18 protein-coding genes are annotated in these 18,977 nt (G+C 65.7%); 15 read left to right on the top strand and 3 right to left on the bottom strand.

All coding sequences use genetic code 11. From position 1 onward, the window contains the following. Nucleotides 1-58: 58 nt before the first annotated feature. Both nudC and AC11WY_RS12100 read left to right on the top strand, forming a co-directional pair. Entirely contained in the window at nucleotides 59-1,015 is a 957-nt protein-coding gene (gene nudC / locus AC11WY_RS12105; protein WP_482925768.1) for an NAD(+) diphosphatase, read from the top strand. 47 nt (nucleotides 1,016-1,062) lie between these two features. After that, a complete protein-coding gene (locus tag AC11WY_RS12100) occupies nucleotides 1,063-1,542 on the top strand; it encodes an SRPBCC family protein (RefSeq protein WP_482925766.1) in 480 nt (159 codons plus the stop codon). A 4-nt stretch (nucleotides 1,543-1,546) separates the two neighbouring features. Here the strand turns inward: AC11WY_RS12100 and AC11WY_RS12095 are convergent, their stop codons facing one another. Then, nucleotides 1,547-2,380 carry a prephenate dehydratase gene (locus tag AC11WY_RS12095; RefSeq protein ID WP_482925765.1) on the bottom strand — a complete coding sequence of 278 codons (834 nt, stop codon included), beginning with the start codon at nucleotides 2,378-2,380 and terminating at the stop codon, nucleotides 1,547-1,549. Between the two features lie 120 nt (nucleotides 2,381-2,500). Between AC11WY_RS12095 and AC11WY_RS12090 the strand changes: the two genes are divergently transcribed. From AC11WY_RS12090 to AC11WY_RS12070, 5 genes are all read left to right on the top strand, one after another. Further along, entirely contained in the window at nucleotides 2,501-3,004 is a 504-nt protein-coding gene (locus tag AC11WY_RS12090) for a c-type cytochrome (protein WP_482925764.1), read from the top strand. Between the two features lie 149 nt (nucleotides 3,005-3,153). Continuing rightward, nucleotides 3,154-5,052 carry an extracellular solute-binding protein gene (locus tag AC11WY_RS12085; RefSeq protein ID WP_482925763.1) on the top strand — a complete coding sequence of 633 codons (1,899 nt, stop codon included), beginning with the start codon at nucleotides 3,154-3,156 and terminating at the stop codon, nucleotides 5,050-5,052. Nucleotides 5,053-5,062: 10 nt separating this feature from the next. Continuing rightward, nucleotides 5,063-6,154 carry a microcin C ABC transporter permease YejB gene (locus AC11WY_RS12080; RefSeq protein ID WP_482925762.1) on the top strand — a complete coding sequence of 364 codons (1,092 nt, stop codon included), beginning with the start codon at nucleotides 5,063-5,065 and terminating at the stop codon, nucleotides 6,152-6,154. Nucleotides 6,155-6,157: 3 nt separating this feature from the next. After that, nucleotides 6,158-7,264 carry an ABC transporter permease gene (locus AC11WY_RS12075; protein ID WP_482925761.1) on the top strand — a complete coding sequence of 369 codons (1,107 nt, stop codon included), beginning with the start codon at nucleotides 6,158-6,160 and terminating at the stop codon, nucleotides 7,262-7,264. A gap of 8 nt (nucleotides 7,265-7,272) precedes the next feature. Then, on the top strand, nucleotides 7,273-8,871 hold the full coding sequence (locus AC11WY_RS12070) for an ABC transporter ATP-binding protein (RefSeq protein ID WP_482925759.1): 1,599 nt from the start codon (nucleotides 7,273-7,275) through the stop codon (nucleotides 8,869-8,871). Between the two features lie 87 nt (nucleotides 8,872-8,958). Here AC11WY_RS12070 and hemN read toward each other — a convergent pair whose 3' ends face one another. Further along, complete coding sequence (gene hemN / locus AC11WY_RS12065) at nucleotides 8,959-10,314, bottom strand: oxygen-independent coproporphyrinogen III oxidase (RefSeq protein WP_482925757.1); 1,356 nt, start codon at nucleotides 10,312-10,314, stop codon at nucleotides 8,959-8,961. 61 nt (nucleotides 10,315-10,375) lie between these two features. Here hemN and fnrL point away from each other — a divergent pair, with 61 nt between their 5' ends. Then, nucleotides 10,376-11,122, top strand: a complete 747-nt coding sequence (fnrL, locus tag AC11WY_RS12060) for a transcriptional regulator FnrL (RefSeq protein WP_482925755.1) — start codon at nucleotides 10,376-10,378, stop codon at nucleotides 11,120-11,122. Between the two features lie 20 nt (nucleotides 11,123-11,142). On the opposite strand, the gene AC11WY_RS12055 is transcribed toward fnrL, so the two are convergent. After that, nucleotides 11,143-11,982: a universal stress protein gene (locus tag AC11WY_RS12055; RefSeq protein WP_482925753.1), complete on the bottom strand. Its 840-nt coding sequence runs from the start codon at nucleotides 11,980-11,982 to the stop codon at nucleotides 11,143-11,145. Nucleotides 11,983-12,178: 196 nt separating this feature from the next. Here AC11WY_RS12055 and ccoN point away from each other — a divergent pair, with 196 nt between their 5' ends. The 7 genes from ccoN to AC11WY_RS12020 all read left to right on the top strand — a co-directional run bounded on the left by ccoN (nucleotide 12,179) and on the right by AC11WY_RS12020 (nucleotide 18,975). Then, the gene (gene ccoN / locus AC11WY_RS12050) at nucleotides 12,179-13,777 is read left to right on the top strand and encodes a cytochrome-c oxidase, cbb3-type subunit I (RefSeq protein WP_482925751.1); all 1,599 of its coding nucleotides are present in this window, start codon (nucleotides 12,179-12,181) and stop codon (nucleotides 13,775-13,777) included. Nucleotides 13,778-13,789: 12 nt separating this feature from the next. Then, a complete protein-coding gene (gene ccoO / locus AC11WY_RS12045; protein WP_482925749.1) occupies nucleotides 13,790-14,515 on the top strand; it encodes a cytochrome-c oxidase, cbb3-type subunit II in 726 nt (241 codons plus the stop codon). 11 nt (nucleotides 14,516-14,526) lie between these two features. Beyond that, complete coding sequence (locus AC11WY_RS12040; RefSeq protein ID WP_482925747.1) at nucleotides 14,527-14,718, top strand: CcoQ/FixQ family Cbb3-type cytochrome c oxidase assembly chaperone; 192 nt, start codon at nucleotides 14,527-14,529, stop codon at nucleotides 14,716-14,718. 2 nt (nucleotides 14,719-14,720) lie between these two features. After that, nucleotides 14,721-15,593 (top strand): cytochrome-c oxidase, cbb3-type subunit III, encoded by an 873-nt coding sequence (gene ccoP, locus AC11WY_RS12035; protein ID WP_482925745.1) that lies wholly within the window; start codon nucleotides 14,721-14,723, stop codon nucleotides 15,591-15,593. Nucleotides 15,594-15,924: 331 nt separating this feature from the next. Continuing rightward, entirely contained in the window at nucleotides 15,925-16,815 is an 891-nt protein-coding gene (locus AC11WY_RS12030) for a LysR family transcriptional regulator (RefSeq protein ID WP_482925743.1), read from the top strand. Nucleotides 16,816-17,081: 266 nt separating this feature from the next. Continuing rightward, on the top strand, nucleotides 17,082-18,515 hold the full coding sequence (ccoG, locus tag AC11WY_RS12025) for a cytochrome c oxidase accessory protein CcoG (RefSeq protein ID WP_482925741.1): 1,434 nt from the start codon (nucleotides 17,082-17,084) through the stop codon (nucleotides 18,513-18,515). 1 nt (nucleotide 18,516) lies between these two features. After that, entirely contained in the window at nucleotides 18,517-18,975 is a 459-nt protein-coding gene (locus tag AC11WY_RS12020) for a FixH family protein (protein ID WP_482925739.1), read from the top strand. Nucleotides 18,976-18,977 lie beyond the last annotated feature (2 nt).

Genomic DNA, 18,977 nt, shown 5'->3' with positions numbered 1-18,977 from the left:
TTGCGCTTGTCCGCCCGACGTGGCAGGAAAGGCGCGGCGCAGGCAGAGGGGCGGGACGATGCGGATTGCGGAAACGGTGACGTTCGGCGGATCGGGCCTGGACCGCGCGGCGGCGCTGAGGGGGGATGCGGCGCGGCTGGCATCGCTGCGGGTCGATCCGGCGGCGCGCGTCTGCGTCTGGTGGCGCGGCAAGCCGCTCTTGGCCGGTGACGGGCTGGGTCTGGTCGCGCCGGATCATCCGGCGCTGGCGGATCAGGCCGAGGGGATGGTGTTCCTTGGCTTCGACGAGGGCGCACCGCGGTTTGCCGCCGACATTTCCGGCTGGGAGCCGCCAGAGGTCGATGCCGCCGCGCTGGGCCAATTCTTCGACTCGACCGAACAGGTCCACCCGGACCTCGACGGCATGCGTTTTACCGAGTTGCGCGCGGTGATGGCGGGCCTGAGCCCGCGCGAGGCGGAACTGGCGGCGATGGCGCGCGCGCTGTTCGGCTGGCACGCGCATCACGGGTTTTGCGCGAAATGCGGGGCGCGCAGCCTCTGGGCGATGGCGGGCTGGCAGCGCGACTGCCCGGCCTGCGGTGCGCATCATTTCCCGCGCACCGACCCGGTGGTGATCATGCTGATCACGCGGGGCAATTCGGTGCTGATGGGCCGCTCGCCGGGCTGGCCCGAGGGGATGTATTCGCTGCTGGCGGGCTTTGTGGAGCCCGGCGAGACGATCGAGGCCGCGGTGCGCCGCGAGGTCGTCGAAGAGGCGGGCGTGAGGGTGGGCGCGGTGCGCTATCTGGCCAGCCAGCCCTGGCCGTTTCCCGCCTCGCTGATGCTCGGCTGTCACGGCGAGGCGGAGAGCGAGGCGATCACCATCGACCCCGCCGAGATCGAGGATGCGCTGTGGCTGACACGCGAGGAGATGGTGGGCGTCATGGCAGGGTTGCACCCGCGCATCAAACCGTCGCGGCGTGGCGCCATCGCGCATTTCCTGATTGCAAACTGGCTGGCCGACCGGTTGGATTGAGACCGAAAAACAAGACCGTAGGTCAGCGGAGGGCAGCCGCAAGCGCAATGGACATCACGACCCGAGAAGATATCGAGGCGCCGATCGCCTTCGTGTTCACCGACCTGAGCGATTTCGCCGGGTTCGAGAAGACGGCCTTGCGCCGGGGCGCCGAGGTGGCGCGCACCGAAGGCATGGTGACCCCCGGCACCGGGATGCAGTGGCGTGCCACCTTCCCGTTCCGCGGCAAGCCGCGCCGGATGGTGCTGACGCTGGAGGATTACGACGCACCCGGCCACATGCGGTTCGGGATCGAGGCGAACAACCTGGCGGGCGAACTGATCGTCGATCTGGTGGAACTGTCGCGGCGCCAGACCCGGATGACGGTGAAGGTGAAGCTGAAGCCGCTGTCGCTGACGGCGCGGGTGTTCGTGCAGTCGCTGCGGCTGGCCAAGGCGCGCGTCACCGACCGGATGCACCGCCGCGTCGCGCTGCACGCGGCCGACATCGCCGAACGCTATCGCCAGAGTGCGGCGGCGCCGCGCTGAGCCGTCACTTGCGGCGCGGATCGGCCGGGTAGACGCCCAGCAGCGTCAGCGACGAGGTGAAGTAGCCCAGTTCCTCCAGCGCCAGCTTGACGTTGGCGTCCTCGGGGTGGCCCTCGATCTCGGCGTAGAACTGGGTGGCGAAGAAGGAACCGCCGACCATGTAGCTTTCCAGCTTGGTCATGTTCACCCCATTGGTCGCAAAGCCGCCCATCGCCTTGTAAAGCGCGGCAGGGATGTTGCGGACGCGGAAGATGAAGCTGGTCATCATGCCCGCCGTGCCGCGCCGGGTGTAATCGGGCTCGCGCGCCATGATCAGGAAGCGTGTCGTGTTGTTCTTCTGGTCCTCGATGTGGCGCGCCAGCACCTCGAGCCCGTAGATCTCGCCCGCCAGTTCCGAGGCCAGCGCCCCCTCGGCGGGATCGCCAAGCGCCGCGACATCGCGCGCACCGGCGGCGTTGTCAGACCAGTTCAGCGTCGCCAGCCCGTGGTCGTGGATGAAGCCGCGCGCCTGACCCAGCAGGATCGACATCGCGCGCACCCGGCGCAGATCCGCGATCCTGGTGCCGGGCAGCGCCAGCAGGTTGACGTGGACGCGCACGAAGGCCTCGTCAACGATGTGCAGGCCGGAGTCGGGCAGCAGATGGTGAACGTCGGCGACGCGGCCATAGGTCGAGTTCTCGACGGCGATCATGCCAAGTTCGGCCGCGCCGGTGCGGACAGCCTCGATGGCGTCCTCGAACGTCGGGCAGGGCAGCGGCTCCATCGCGGGGCGCGCCTCGCGGCACGCCTGATGCGAATAGGCTCCGGGCTCTCCCTGAAACGCGATGCGACCGACCATGTCCTTTGCCTCATTCAACAAAGCCCAGGGCAGGGCGAATGGTCGCGCTAAGTATACCTTGAAACCGGCGAGGGGAAGCAGGTAGATAACGCGCAGACTTCGCATCAGACGGGAAGAGACATGTTCGACACGATGACCTTCACGAAGATAGTGGGCGGCTTCTGCGGCGCTCTTCTGGTCTTCCTTCTGGGAAATTGGGCGGGTGGGGCGCTGTATTCCGCGCAGGACGCCGGTGGAAAGCAGGCCTACAGCGTGGCGACGGCCGATGCTGCGGCACAGCCCGCGGCCGCGCCGGCGGCCGATTTCAAGACGGTTTATGCGGCGGCCGACGCCACCAAGGGCGCCAGCGTCTTCAACAAGTGCAAGGCCTGCCACAAGGTCGACGGCACCAACGCGACCGGGCCGCACCTGAACGGGGTCGTCGGTCGCGCGGTGGCCTCGGTCGACGGGTTCGGCTACTCGGACGCGGTCAAGGCCCTTGGCGGCGACTGGACGCCGGACCGGCTGGATGCCTGGCTGACCAACCCGAAGGCCTTCGCGGCGGGCACCAAGATGGGCTTTGCCGGTCTCGACAAGGTCGAGGATCGTGCCGACGTGATCGCCTACCTCGCCTCGCTGAAGTGATCTGACGCGCCGCGCGGATCGAGGGCCGCCCGGTCGGGGCGGCCTTTCGTTTGCGCGCGGCACCGGCTTCACGCAAACTCACCTTGAAACCGGCGGGCCCGCCGCTTTAGCCTGACCAGACCCGATGACCGGCCCCGGAGGAGAACACGATGCAGCGCCCCGCCCCCCGCTCAGCGACCTCGGCGCACCGGGCGGCCGGATGGCTTCGCGGCGTGATGGTGGTGCCGCTCTTTTGCGCCGGGCTGGCCGGGCCGCTGCGGGCCGATGACAGTGACGTCATCTCGTCCTGGGGCATTTCGCCCTTCGGCAACCTCAAGTATCCCGCCGGGTTCCAGCACCTCGACTATGTGAACCCGGACGCGCCGAAGGGCGGCGAGATTTCGGAATGGGCGGCAGGCGGGTTCGACAGCATGAACCCCTATTCCGACAAGGGCCGCGCCGCGGCGCTGGCGTCGATCTTCTTTGAAAGCCTGTTGACCGGCGTGTCGGACGAGCCAAGCGCGCAGTACTGCCTTGTCTGCAAGACGATCCAGTATCCGCCCGACCGGTCCTGGGTGATCTTCACCCTGCGGCCCGAGGCGAAGTTTTCCGACGGCTCGCCGCTGACCGCCGATGACGTGGCGTTTTCCTACAACATCCTGCTGACCAAGGGCCTGCCCGATTTTCGCGCCGTGCTGGGGCAAGAGGTCCAAAGCGCCGAGGTGCTGGCCCCCGACAAGATCAGGTTCACCTTCAAGCCCGGCTACCCGACGCGCGACCTGCCCGCCGCGGTGGGGCAGTTGCCGATCTTCTCGAAGGCGTTCTACGAGGCGAACCACCGCGATTTCGAGGCGTCGAGCCTGGAGCCGCTGCTGGGGTCGGGGCCCTATGTGCTCGACCACATGAACGTGGGGCAGACCGTCGTCTACCGCCGCAACCCGGATTACTGGGGCAAGGATCTGCCGATCAACATCGGGCGCAACAACTTCGACACCATCCGGATCGAGTATTACGCCGACTACAACGCCGCCTTCGAAGGCTTCAAGGGCGGCACCTACACCTTTCGCAACGAGGCGTCGTCGATCAAGTGGGCGACCGGGTACAATTTCCCGGCCGTGCAGAGCGGCGCGATCAAGAAGGTGGAACTGCCCGACGGCACCATCGCCAGCGGCCAGAGCTTCATCTTCAACCTGCGCCGCCCGCAGTTCCAGGATCCGCGGGTGCGGCAGGCGATCGGGCTGATGTTCAACTTCGACTGGTCGAACGCCAAGCTCTTTTACGGCATCTACGCCCGCATCGACTCGTTCTGGGAAAACAGCTTGCTGGCGGCCACCGGCAAGCCCACCGACGCGGAACTGGCGCTGTTGCGGCCCTTGGCCGATCAGGTGCCGCCTGGCGTGCTGACCGATGACGCGGTGATGGCGCCAGCCTCGGGCGAGCGCCAACTGGACCGCGCCAACCTGCGCAAGGCGTCGGACCTGCTGGACGCGGCGGGCTGGGTGGTGGGCACCGACGGCAAACGGCGCAATGCCAAGGGCGAGACACTGAAGGTGGAATTCCTCAACGACAGTCAGGATTTCGACCGCGTGATCAACCCCTACGTCGAGAACCTGCAGGCGCTGGGGGTGGATGCCTATCTGACCCATGTCGACAACGCGCAGGAAACCGACCGCACTCGCAATTATGATTTCGACGTGGTCACCGCGCAGTTCCCGATGGATTACGTGCCGGATTCGGGGCTGAAGCAGTATTTCGGCTCGGCCACGGCCGACATTTCCACCTTCAACAAGATGGGGCTGAAAAGCCCGGCGGTGGATGCGCTGATCGAGGACGTGCTGGCCGCCAGGTCGCAGGACGACCTGACCACCGCCGTGCATGCGCTGGACCGGGTGCTGCGGGCCGAGCGGTTCTGGGTGCCGCAATGGTTCAAGAACAAGCACACGGTGGCCTATTACGACATGTACGACCACCCCGACACTCTGCCGCCCTATGCGTTGGGCGAGCTGGATTTCTGGTGGTACGACGCGCAGAAGGCCGCGGCGCTGAAGGCGTCGGGCGCGCTGCGGTAGGGCCGGGCCGGTGGGCGCCTACATCCTGCGGCGGATCTTGCTGATGATCCCGACGCTGGTCGGGATCATGGTGATCAACTTCACGCTGACGCAGTTCGTGCCGGGTGGCCCGGTGGAACAGATCATCGCCCGGCTGCAGGGCCAGGGCGACGTGTTCCAGAACATCGCGGGCGGCGGCGACGCCGGCAGTGCGGCGGCCAACCCGATGGGGATGAACGACAAATACCTTGGCGCGCGCGGCCTGCCGCCCGAGTTCATCGCCAGCCTGAACAAGCAGTTCGGCTTCGACAAGCCGCCGTTGCAGCGGTTTGCCGACATGATGTGGAACTACCTGCACTTCGACTTCGGGCAAAGCTACTTCCGCTCGATCTCGGTGGTGGAACTGGTGCGGGAAAAGCTGCCGGTGTCGATCACCATCGGGCTTTGGACCACGCTGATCGCCTATCTGGTCTCGATCCCGATGGGCATCCGCAAGGCGGTGAAGGACGGATCGGCCTTCGACACCTGGACCTCGGGCGCGATCATCGTGGGTTATGCGATCCCCGGCTTCCTGTTCGCGATCCTGCTCTTGGTGCTGTTCGCGGGGGGGTCGTACTGGCGCATCTTTCCCTTGCGCGGGTTGACCTCGGACGACTGGGGCCAGCTCAGTCTGGTCGGCAAGGTGCTGGATTACTTCTGGCACATCACCCTGCCGGTGATCGCCTCGACCATATCCGGTTTCGCGACGCTGACGCTGCTGACCAAGAACAGCTTTCTGGACGAGATCAAGAAGCAATACGTGATGACCGCCCGCGCCAAGGGGCTGACGGAACGGCGGGTGCTGTACGGCCACGTCTTCCGCAACGCGATGCTCATCGTGATCGCCAGTTTTCCCTCGGTCTTCATCAGCGTGTTCTTCGGTGGCAGCTTGATCATCGAGACGATCTTCTCGCTCGATGGCATCGGGCGACTGGGCTACGAGGCGGCGGTGGCGCGGGATTATCCGGTGATCTTCGGCACGCTCTTCGTGTTCAGCGTGATCGGCCTTGTCATGGGGTTGGCGTCGGACCTGCTCTATGTCTGGGTTGATCCCCGCATCGATTTCGAAACGCGGGAAACCTGAGTCATGGCGCCGTCGGAACTGAACCGCCGCCGCTGGCGGAACTTTCGCGCGAACCGGCGGGCGCATTGGTCGCTGGTGATCTTTTCGCTGCTGTTCGGCCTGTCGCTGTTCGCCGAGTTCATCGCCAACGACCACCCGCTGCTGCTGCGCTACAAGGGCGCGTGGGTCAGCCCGGTGGCGCAGTTCCATTCCGAAAAGGAATTCGGCGGCGACTTCGCCACCGAAGCCGTCTACCGCGACCCGGTGGTGCAGTGCCTGATCATCGCGGCGGGGAATGATGGCTGCTTTGATGCGCCCGATCAGACGCGGGCGGCGGCGGAAACCGGGGCAATCGACGGCAAGCCGGTGCAGACCGGCTTCATCCTCTGGCCGCTTATCCCCTATTCCTATGACACGGTGAACGATATTCAGGGCACGGCGCCTTCCGCCCCTGACGCGAAGCATTGGCTGGGCACCGATGACACCGCGCGCGATGTGCTGGCGCGGGTGATCTACGGGTTCCGGCTGTCGGTCGGCTTCGCGCTGGTGGTCAGCGCGATCAGTTCGCTGATCGGCATCACGGCGGGGGCGGTGCAGGGCTATTTCGGCGGCTGGGTGGATCTGGTGTTCCAGCGCCTGATCGAGATCTGGGGATCGACCCCCAGCCTTTACGTCATCATCATCATGGGCGCGGTGTTCCAGATGAGCTTTGGCTTGCTGGTCGGCCTGATGGTGCTGTTCGGCTGGACCTCGCTGGTGCATGTGGTGCGCGCCGAATTCCTGCGGGCGCGCAACTTCGAGTATGTGCGCGCGGCGCGGGCGCTGGGGGTGTCGAACGGCGTCATCATGTTCCGCCATGTGCTGCCGAACGCGATGGTGGCCACGCTGACCTTCCTGCCCTTCATCGTCACCGGCGCAATCTCCGGCCTCGCGACGCTGGATTTTCTGGGCTATGGCCTGCCCGCCTCGCTGCCCTCGCTGGGCGAGCTGACGCTGGAGGCCAAGCAGAACCTGCAGGCACCGTGGCTGGCCTTCACCGCGTTCTTCGCCTTCGCGATCATGCTGTCGCTGCTGGTCTTTGTCTTCGAGGGCGTCCGCGATGCCTTCGACCCGCGAAAGACCTTTCGATGAACGGGCCGATGACCGCTCCGATCCTCGACATCCGCGACCTCCACATCGCCTTCCGGCAGGACGGGCGGCGGGTGGAGGCGGTGAAGGGGGTCAGCTTCGCCGTGGGGCAGGGCGAAACGGTCGCGCTGGTGGGCGAAAGCGGGTCGGGCAAGTCGGTTACGGCGCTTGCCACCGTGGCGCTGCTGCCAGAGGCGGCAGAGGTTGCGGGGTCCGTCCGGTTCATGGGCGAGGAGATGGTGGGGGCCTCGCCCGCCGCCTTGCAGAAGGTGCGCGGCAATAAGATCAGCTTCATCTTTCAGGAGCCGATGACCAGCCTCAATCCCCTGCACACGCTGGAGCGGCAGATCACCGAAAGCCTGACGCTGCATCAGGGGCTGACCGGTGCCAGGGCGCGGGCGCGGGTGATCGAGCTGCTGCTGAAGGTCGGCATCCACGATGCCGAAGCTCGGCTGGACGCCTATCCGCATCAGCTTTCGGGCGGCCAGCGCCAGCGGGTGATGATCGCGATGGCGCTGGCGAACGGGCCGCAACTGCTGATCGCCGACGAGCCGACAACCGCGCTGGACGTGACGATCCAGGCGCAGATTCTCGACCTGCTGGCCGACCTGAAGCGACAGGAGGGGATGAGCCTGCTGTTCATCACCCACGACCTTGGCATCGTGCGCCGCATCGCCGACCGGGTCTGCGTGATGCAGGGTGGCGAGATTGTCGAGCAGGGGCCCACCGCCGCGATCTTTGCCAACCCGCAGCACCCCTATACCCGCGGGCTGCTGGCCGCCGAGCCGCGGGGCCGCCCCGATCCGGTGGCCCCCGACGCGCCCGAGGTGGCCCGGACCGAGGCGCTGCGGGTGTGGTTCCCGATTCAGCGCGGCTTTCTGCGCAAGACCGTGGGGCATGTGAAGGCGGTGAATGCCGCGAGCTTGTCGGTGCGGGCGGGCGAGACGCTGGGGATCGTCGGTGAAAGCGGGTCAGGCAAGACGACGCTGGCGCTGGCGATCCTGCGGCTGATTTCGTCGGAAGGCTCGATCCGCTTTCTGGGGCGCGAGTTGCAGGGGCTGTCGTTCCGCCAGATGCGCCCGGTGCGGCGCGAGATGCAGATCGTGTTCCAGGATCCGTTCGGCAGCCTGTCGCCGCGCATGACGGTGGAACAGATCATCGCCGAAGGCTTCACCGTGCACGGCACCGGTGGGCGCGACGCCCGCACCGAGGTGGCGCAGATCATGGCCGAGGTGGGGCTGGACCCCGCGATGATGCAACGCTACCCGCACGAGTTTTCCGGCGGGCAGCGGCAGCGCATCGCCATCGCGCGGGCGATGATCCTGCGGCCGAAACTGGTGGTGCTGGATGAACCGACCAGTGCGCTCGACATGACGGTGCAGGTGCAGATCGTGGACCTGCTGCGCGATCTGCAACGCAAATGGGGGCTGGCCTACATCTTCATCAGCCACGACCTGCGCGTGGTGCGCGCGCTGGCGCACCGGATGATCGTGATGAAGCAGGGCGATGTCGTCGAGGCGGGCGAGTCCGAGGCGATCTTTGCCGCGCCGCAGTCGGATTACACGCGCGAACTGCTGGCGGCGGCACTGAACCTGAAACCGGGCGGTTAAGGCGAATTGCGTTGATCCTGACTCGGAATTCGCCCCAGGACTTGGGCGAATTGCGATGTCCTCGTGTCCGACAAAACGCAATTCGCCTTAGATCGCGGCCGAATGCTGGGCCTTGGTCTGATCGTAGGCATCGAAGGCGCGGGCGATCATCCGGGTCAGCGGGCGCGCGCGATCAGGGATCACGAGGCCGGTGGACGTCGCGCCGAGCATGCCGGGGAAGGCGGCAAGCGCCTTGCCGTACATCACATCCAGCATCGCTTGCGTGGCCCCGTAGTCGCGGATCAGTTCGGCGCTCGATACCGCGAAGTCGCACATCAGCGCCTCGATGATGCGGCCGCGCAACCGGTCGTCGTCGGTGAAGATGTGGCCGCGGTGGGTCGAGAACCGGCCCTCGCGGATCGCCTTGGTGTAGTCCGAGGTGGCCGAGACGTTCTGCGCAAAGCCCTGCGGAAACCGCGAGATCGACGAGGCGCCAAGCCCGATCAGCACCGGTGAGGTATCGTCGGTATAGCCTTGGAAGTTGCGCCGCAGGGTGCCGTTGGCCTGCGCGACCGCCAGCCCATCCTCGGGCCGGGCGAAATGGTCGATGCCGATCTCGCGGTAACCGTCCCACACGAACAGCTTGCGTGCCGTCTCGAACAGCTCAAGCCGTTCGATCGGCGTCGGCAGGACATCCGACGGGATCATCACCTGCCGCCGCGCCATCCAGGGCACATGCGCATAGCCGTAAAGCGCAACCCGGTCGGGCGAGAGCGACAGCAGTTTCTGCACCGAATCCGCGATGCGTCCGGGGGTCTGGTGCGGCAGCCCGTAAAGGATGTCGGCGTTGAGGCTTTTCACCCCCTTCTCGCGGATCGCCAGGATGGCGTCGCGTGTCACCTCATAGGTCTGGTCGCGGCCGATGGTCTTCTGAATCTCCAGATCGAAATCCTGCACCCCGATCGAGGCGCGATTCATCCCTGCCGCCGCCAGCGCGTCAAGGCGGGCGGCGTCGATCTCGTTGGGATCGATCTCGACCGAGAATTCGGCCTGCCGCCCCATCGGCACCGCGTCAAAGATGGTCCCGGCAAGCTCGGCGATCAGGTCGGCGGGCATCAGCGTCGGGGTGCCGCCGCCCCAGTGCAGGCGCGACAGCGTCACGCCGGGCGCCAGCCGCGCCTTCAGCAGCGCGATTTCGGCTTTCAGCGTCTGGGCATAGGCCCGGACCGGGGCGTCGCTTGACGTGCCCTGGGTCCGGCAGGCGCAGAACCAGCACAGGCGGCGGCAGAACGGGACATGCAGATAAAGCGAAATCTCGCCCTGCGCCGGGACCGCGGCGATCCAGTCGGAAAACATTCCCTGTGTCAGCGACGCACTGAAATGCGGCGCGGTCGGGTAGCTGGTGTATCTTGGCACGCGTGCGTCGAAGAGCCCGAACCGTGCAAGTTGCGAGTCACTGTTCATTAGGTTACGTTTAGGTGGTGGCCCAGTCGCCGCTTTGATGCAGATCAAATGGGAGCTGTCGATGGACCTCACGCATTCCGCGTTCAATAGCCACGACTGCGGCAATTGCCCGATCCGCCATCGGGCCGTTTGCGCCCGCTGCGACGAGGCCGAACTGCACGAACTGGAGCAGATCAAGTACTATCGCAGCTTCGAGGCCGGGCAGACGGTGATCTGGTCGGGCGACCTGATGGAATTCGTGGCCTCGGTCGTGACCGGGATCGCGACCCTGACCCAGACGATGGAGGACGGGCGCCGCCAGATGGTAGGCCTTCTGCTGCCGTCCGATTTCGTCGGCCGTCCGGGGCGCGATCGCGCGCCCTATGACGTGACCGCGACGACCGATCTGGTGATGTGCTGCTTTCGCAGGAAGCCGTTCGAGGACATGATGATGCGCACCCCGCACATCAGCCAGCGCCTGTTGCAGATGACGCTGGATGAACTGGACGCGGCACGCGAGTGGATGCTGCTGCTGGGCCGCAAGACCGCGCGCGAGAAGATCGCGAGCCTTGTGGCGATCATCGGGCGGCGCGACGCCGCGCTGCATGTCCGCGGCAGAAAAGGGCCGCTGACCTTCGATCTGCCCCTGACGCGCGAGGCGATGGCAGACTACCTCGGCCTGACGCTGGAAACCGTCAGCCGCCAGATCTCGGCGCTGAAGCGCGACGGGGTGATCGAGCTTGAAGGCAAGCGGCATGTGACGGTGCCGAACATCGACCGCCTGCTGGAGGAAGCGGGCGACGATTCGGACGGCGGGTTCCTGTTCTGAAGCCCGCCGCCTGATCCGCCTTAGTGCGCCATGAACACGGGCACGTCGGCCAGTTCCAGCATTCCGCGCGTGGCGCCACCCAGGATCGCCTCGCGGAAGCGGGAATGACCATAGGCCCCCATCACGATCATGTCGGCATTCATGTCACGAACGTGACGCAGCAGCACGTCGGATACCTTCGGCATCGTCTTGGCCAGCACCGAAACCTCGGCCCGAACGCCGTGGCGCGCCAGCATCTGGCTGAGCGGGCCGCCGGGATCCGACCGTTCCGGCCCGTGCTTCGGCGGGTCGATCACCGCGATATCCACGATCTCGGCCCTGGCGAGCAGCGGCATTGCCAGCCGCACGGCGGCCAGCGCCTCGCTGCTCTGGTTCCAGGCCACGACGATACGCCCGCCAAGCTTTGCACCGACCCCCGTGTCGGGCAGCACCAGCACCGGGGTCTGGCCCTCGAACAGCGCCGACTCGACGATCGCCTCGTCTTCCTGCCCGCGGCCCTTGCCGAAGGGTTTGGGCAGGATCACCAGATCATTGAAGCGGGCGCGGATCGCCACCAGCCCGTTCAGCGCGCCAAGCTGGGCCACGGCGGCCTCGCTCGACCAGCGGATATCCTCGCGGCCCAGCCGTTCCTGCACCTTGGCATCCAGCCCGCGGGCCTCTTCGTCGGCGCGGTCGATCATTTCCTGCTGCAGAACGATCGCGGCGCCAGCGTAGTAGTACCCCGCCTGGGTCCGGTCGATCCCGAGGCAGAGCACTTCAAGATGCGCATCCTCCCGGCGCGCCAGATCGACCGCGGCAGACAGCACCGGTTCGATGGCGTCCGGGTTGGTAAGGACGGTCATGAGGGATTTGTAGGCCATCGGACGTCTCCTGGAATAATGCGACAAGTTGACCATAGCGGGCCGAAACGCCCAACGCATTGACCTTGATCAACCTTCGCTTCACAGACATTTGACATGGATCAAGGCGCCCTCAGCGCGCCCCCGCCACAACCGGACGAGTCAAAAAGCCCCCGGCTGCCGCGAGGCAGACCGGGACAGGACGAAGGGACGCACAATGTGGGACTACGCTAAACTGGTCGTGCTTGGCGCGATCGCGCTTTGCGGCGCGATCGCAGCCAATTACGCGCGCGATTTCGGATATGAATTGCATGCGATCCTCATCACGGTGGTCGCGGCCGGGATGTTTGTCTGGCAACTGCGCCGGATCGACGAACCGAAGGCGGTGCCGACCGACGAGTATCTCGACGGGGTGGTTCGCGCCGGCGTGATCGCGACGATGTTCTGGGGCGTCGTTGGGATGCTGGCCGGGGTGTTCATCGCCTCGCAACTGGCGTTTCCCTCGCTGAACTTCCAGTGGGCCGAGGGTTACATGAACTTCGGCCGCCTGCGCCCGGTCCATACCTCGGGGGTGATCTTCGCCTTCGGCGGCAACGCGCTGCTGGCAACGTCGTTCTACGTCGTGCAGCGCACCAGCGCCGCGCGGTTGTGGGGCGGTAACGCGGCGTGGTTCGTGTTCTGGGGCTACAACCTGTTCATCGTGCTGGCCGCCTCGGGCTACGTTCTGGGCATCACCCAGGGCAAGGAATACGCCGAACCCGAGTGGTACATGGACATCTGGCTGACGATCGTCTGGCTGGTCTACCTGGCCGTGTTCCTCGGCACGATCATCAAGCGCAAAGAGCCGCATATCTACGTGGCAAACTGGTTCTACCTGTCGTTCATCGTGACCATCGCGATGCTGCACGTGTTCAACAACCTGTCGATCCCGGTGTCGATCTTCGGCTCGAAGTCGGTGCAGGTGTTCAGCGGCGTGCAGGATGCGATGGTGCAGTGGTGGTATGGCCACAACGCCGTGGGCTTCTTCCTGACGGCGGGCTTCCTCGGCATGATGTACTACTTCGTGCCGAAGCAGGCCGAACGCCCGATCTACAGCTACAAGCTGTCGATCATCCACTTCTGGGCGCTGATCTTCCTCTATATCTGGGCCGGTCCGCACCACCTGCACTACACCGCGCTGCCCGACTGGGCGAGCACGCTGGGGATGGTGTTCTCGATCATGCTCTGGATGCCGTCGTGGGGCGGGATGATCAACGGCCTGATGACGCTCTCGGGCGCCTGGGACAAGCTGCGCACCGACCCGATCATGCGGATGATGGTGGTGGCGATCGGCTTCTACGGCATGTCGACCTTCGAAGGCCCGATGATGTCGATCAAGGCGGTGAACTCGCTGAGCCACTACACCGACTGGACCATTGGTCACGTCCACTCCGGCGCGCTGGGCTGGAACGGCATGATCACCTTCGGTGCGATGTACTTCCTGACGCCGCGGCTGTGGAACAAGGACCGGCTTTACAGCCTGCGTCTGGTCAGCTGGCACTTCTGGCTCGCCACGATCGGGATCGTGCTCTACGCCTCGTCGATGTGGGTGTCGGGCATCATGGAAGGCCTGATGTGGCGCGAAGTCGATGCGCAGGGCTATCTGGTGAACTCGTTCGCCGATACCGTGGCCGCCCGCTTCCCGATGCTGGTGACCCGTGCGACCGGTGGCAGCCTCTACCTTGCGGGGGCGCTCATCATGGCCTTCAACCTCTGGAAAACCGTGACGACGATGCCTGAAAAGGCACCTGCCGCCATGGCCGTTCCGGCTGAGTGATCGGAGACAGACATGGCTTTCCTGGACAAACACAAGAAGATCGAAACCAACGCCACGCTGCTTCTGGTCCTGTCGTTCCTGGTCGTCGCCATCGGTGGCCTGGTCGAGATCGTGCCGCTGTTCTACCTGCAGAACACGATCGAAAAGGTGCAGGGCATGCGGCCTTACACTCCGTTGGAGCTGACGGGCCGGATGATCTACATCCGCGAGGGCTGCTATCTGTGCCACAGCCAGCAGATCCGGCCGATGCGGGACGAGGTCGAACGCTATGGCCACTACAGCCTGGCGGCCGAGTCGATGTACGACCACCCGTTCCAGTGGGGGTCCGAACGGCAAGGGCCTGATCTGGCCCGCGTCGGTGGCCGCTACTCTGACCACTGGCATGTCGATCACCTGACCAACCCGCAATCGGTGGTGCCTGAATCGATCATGCCCAAATACGGGTTCCTGTCGAACACCATGATCGACGGGAAGTACATCGAAGACCTGATGAAGACCAACCGCGAAGTGGGTGTGCCCTACACCGACGACGAGCTGGCCGCCGCCCGTGCCGACTTTGCCGCGCAGGACAATCCCGACGCCGATTCGACCGGCTTTCTGAAACGCTATCCCAAGGCCAACGTGCGCAACTTTGACGGCAAGCCGGGCGTCTCTGAAATGGATGCGCTGATCGCCTATCTGCAGGTGCTTGGCACGATGGTCGACTTCACGACCTTCATTCCGGACAAGAGCCGGTAAGGGGGCGCGCGATGGAAACCTTCAATCAAATGCAGGAATTCGCGCAAAGCTGGGCGCTCGTGTTCCTGACCGTCGTCTTCGTCGTGGCCGTTGCCTGGGCGTTCTGGCCCGGCAAGAGCCGCCAACAGGACGACGCGGCGCGGTCGATCTTCCGCAATGAAGACCGGCCCGCCTCAGACAAACCCGTGCACAAGGAGGCGTGAAGATGAGTGACAATAAACCCCAGTCGCACGGCAAGAACCAGGTCGAGACGACCGGGCATGTCTGGGACGGCATCGAGGAACTGAACAACCCGCTGCCGAAGTGGTGGCTTTACACCTTCTATGCCTGCATCCTGTTCGCGGTGGTCTATACCGTGCTCTACCCCGCCTGGCCGCTGATCCACGGGGCGACACCCGGCGTTCTGGGCTACTCGACCCGGGGCGCCGAGGCGGCCGAGATGACGGCCTGGGAGGCGCAGAACGCGCCACTGCAGACCAAGCTGGTCGCCGCCGACCTGACCAAGGTGAAGGATGACCCGGCGCTGTTGCAATTCGCCACCTCGTCGGGGGGGGCGGTGTTCAAGACCTACTGCATCCAGTGCCACGGCGCCGGTGCGGCGGGCAACAAGGGCTACCCGAACCTTCTGGACGACGACTGGCTGCACGGCGGCACGATCGACGCGATCTACACCACGATCCTGCATGGCGTGCGCAGCCCGACCGACCCCGACACCCGTGCCGCGCCGGACATGCCGGCCTGGAGCGCGACGCTGAAGCCGGAAGAGATCACCAACGTGGTGCAATACGTGCTGAAAATCTCGGGCCAGACCTTCGACGCCACAGCGGCGGCGGCCGGCACCAAGGTCTTCACCGACAACTGCACCTCCTGCCACGGCGATGACGCGAAGGGCAACAAGGACATGGGCGCGCCCAACCTGACCGACGCGATCTGGCTTTATGGCGGCGATCAGGCGACGATCACCGAGACCGTCACCAGTGGTCGCTCCGGCGTCATGCCGTCGTGGACTGGCAAGCTGAGCGAAGCCGACATCCGCTCGGTTGCGCTTTATGTCCACGGCCTTGGCGGCGGCCAATAAGGCACACGCCATCCTGTGCGGGGAACGGCCCGGGTTCGAAAGAGCCCGGGCCGTTTCCGTTCAGAACGGCCCCGTTTCCGGCGGCTGCCAGTGGCGGCCGCGCCAGAAGTAACGGTCGGCCGCGCGGCGGTCCTGCCCCCGCCTGGGGTCGCAACAGCAGGGCGGGCACTCCTCCGGCCCAAGGCGATGGATGCGGGACAGGTTCAGGATCGAGCGTAAGGACAGATTGAACATGGGCGGCCCAAGGTATTTGATGATGCCTTGCATATTGGCCGCATTGGCGCCCGATACGACTCGGAAATTCTGCTGACATGAAAGCCTGGCTTACATGATGGATCGGCGGGCCCTGCCCCCTTTGGCCGCTCTGCGCGCCCTTTCCGCTTTTGCCGAAAGCGGATCGCTGGCTGCCGCCGGGGCGCGCCTGAACGTCAGCCATGCCGCGGTCAGTCAGCAGCTGCGCGCGCTGGAGGCCCATCTGGGGCTGGCGCTGTTCGACCGGTCGGGCCGGTCGCTGGTGCTGACCGCAGAGGGGCGGCGGCTGGCCGGAGCCGTGACCGAAGGCTTCGGTGCGATCGCGGGCGCGGTGGCGCAGATCACGCGCGCCGACGCCGATCAGCCGGTGCAGATCACCGCAACGCCGGCCTTCGCAGCCAGTTGGTTGATGCCGCGGCTGGCCGATTTCCGCGCCCGCCATCCCGGCGTCAGCCTGATGATCGACGCCTCGCCGGATTTGCGCCCGCTCGGCCCCGGCGGGATCGACATCGCGCTGCGCTATGGCAACGGCGATTGGCCGGGAACGGTGGCGAAACTGGTGCTGGCGACGCCGGTCGTGGTGGTTGCCGCCCCGGCGCTGGTGGGCCGCGGGCCGATCACCGCCGTGGCCGATCTGGTCGATTTCCCCTGGCTGCAGGAACTGGGCACCACCGAGGCGACGCGGTTCCTGCAACGCCACGGCATGGCGCACAACGCGCGGCGCGGCCTGACCTCGCTGCCGGGCAACCTGATGCTGGACGCCGTGCGTGACGGGCAGGGGGTGGCGGTTGTCGCGCGTGCCTTCATCGCGGCAGACATCGCTGCGGGGCGGCTGCGGCTGCTGTTTCAGGATGATGATCGCCGGGGCTATTTTCTGGTGACCCGGCCGGGGGTGTTGCGCCCCTCGGTGCGGGCTTTCGCGGCCTGGGTGATGGGGCAGGCAAGACCGCAGGCGGCGCACGAAAATTGACCCAAATCAAGGCGCGCCCCGCCCGGACCGGCAAAGATGACGTCACCCCCTCGCAAGATGGGGTTGGCATCGGTTTCCCGTCCTGTTCGCGCGTTTCCTCGGGGGCCGGTGCCTGTCATTTCGGGGCTGCGACGTTTTGCGTCGCGGTTTGGTGTGCCGGAAACGGTCTTTGATACATCGCCCACCCATCTTATTGACCCATGTCAAGGAACCCTGCGTGGCAGGCTGGGATAGGTAAGCTGATCAGGCCCCACCGGAGATTGTCCGTGTCTTCTTCCGATACCCCCCCGCAACAAACCCTTTACGCCGCGCGCGAGCCGATCTTTCCGCGCCGCGTGAAGGGCAGCTTCCGCACCATGAAGTGGTGGCTGATGGCGATCATGCTCGGCATCTACTACATCACGCCGTGGATCCGCTGGGATCGGGGCCCCAGCCTGCCGGATCAGGCCGTGCTGCTTGACCTCGCAAACCGGCGCTTCTTCATGTTCTGGATCGAGATATGGCCGCACGAGTTCTACTTCGTCGCGGGGCTTCTGGTGATGGCCGGGCTGGGGCTCTTTCTGTTCACCTCGGCGCTGGGCCGGGTCTGGTGCGGCTATGCCTGCCCGCAGACGGTCTGGACCGACCTGTTCATCCTGGTCGAGCGCTGGGTCGAGGGCGACCGCAACAACCGCCTGCGGCTTTATCGGCAGAACTGGAGCCTGCAGAAGGCGCGGCTGCGGATCACCAAATGGGTGCTGTGGCTCTTGATCGCGGTCGCTACTGGCGGCGCCTGGGTGTTCTATTTCACCGACGCGCCGACGCTGCTGCGCGGGCTGTTCACGCTGACCGCGAGTCCAGTCGCCTACATGACCATCGCCATCCTGACCGCGACGACCTTCTTTTTCGGCGGTTTCGCGCGCGAGCAGATCTGCATCTACGCCTGCCCCTGGCCGCGCATCCAGGCCGCGATGATGGACGAGGACACCCTGACCATCGGCTACCGCGACTGGCGCGGCGAGCCGCGCGGCAAGCACCGCAAGGCGGATGGCGCTGACCAGTTGGGCGATTGCATCGACTGCATGGCCTGCGTGAACGTCTGCCCGATGGGCATCGACATCCGCGACGGCCAGCAGTTGGCCTGCATCACCTGCGGGCTGTGCATCGACGCCTGCGACGACATCATGGACAAGATCGGCAAGCCGCGCGGCCTGATCGGCTACATGGCGCTGACCGACGAGCCGCTGGAGCGCGGCGGCGCGCATCCGAAAAACGTCTGGAAGCACGTCTTCCGGCCGCGCACGCTGCTTTACACCGTGCTTTGGGGCGCCGTTGGCGCCGGGCTGGTGGTCGCGCTCTTCATGCGCCAGCCGATCAGCATGACGGTGGCCCCAGTGCGCAACCCGGTCAACGTCACCCTGTCGGATGGGACCGTCCGCAACACCTACGACATCCGGCTGCACAATCAGCAGCACGACGCGCGGCCCTTCAAGCTGTCGCTGACCTCCCCGGCCGAGTTGAAGATATCGCTCGAAGGCGTCGGTGGTGATACCGTGACCGTGCCCGCGGATGAGACCAAGCTGCAACGGGTCTATGTGACCGCGGCGCCGACCAGCCCCGCGGCCACCTCCGAGCGCACGCCGCTGCGCTTCTGGGTTGAGGATACCACCAACACGGACCGTGCCGAACAGGACACGATCTTCTTCGGGAAAGGCAAATGACATGGCTCCGCTGACTGGCCGCAAGGTTCTGATGATCGCGGTGGCGTTCTTCGGTGTCGTCATCGCGGTGAATGTGGGCATGGCCTATCAGGCCGTGCACACCTTCCCCGGCCTCGAAGAGGAAACCGGAAACGGCTATGACGAAAGTCAGGCCTTCGACACGATCATGCGGGCGCAGCGGGCGCTTGGCTGGTCGATCGGGCTTGGCTACGTCGACAAGACCCTGACGGTGACCTTCAAGGGCAAGGACGGCGCCGTGCCCCAAGTCGGCGGCATCGACGTTCTGGTCGGCCGACCGACCGAAGCCGCCGACGACCAGCGCCCGGCCTTCGCGCAGAACGGGCCGGTGTTCACGGCTCCGGTGACGCTGACTCCCGGTCGGTGGATGGTGAAGATCAACGCGCTCGCGACGGACGGGACCGAATTCCACCAGCGCCTGTCGCTGGTCGTGACGGAGTAAGA

This window comes from Solirhodobacter sp. (assembly GCF_964715405.1).
The sequence above is the reverse complement of the archived record's forward strand: the minus strand, read 5'-3'. Positions and strand labels throughout refer to the sequence as shown.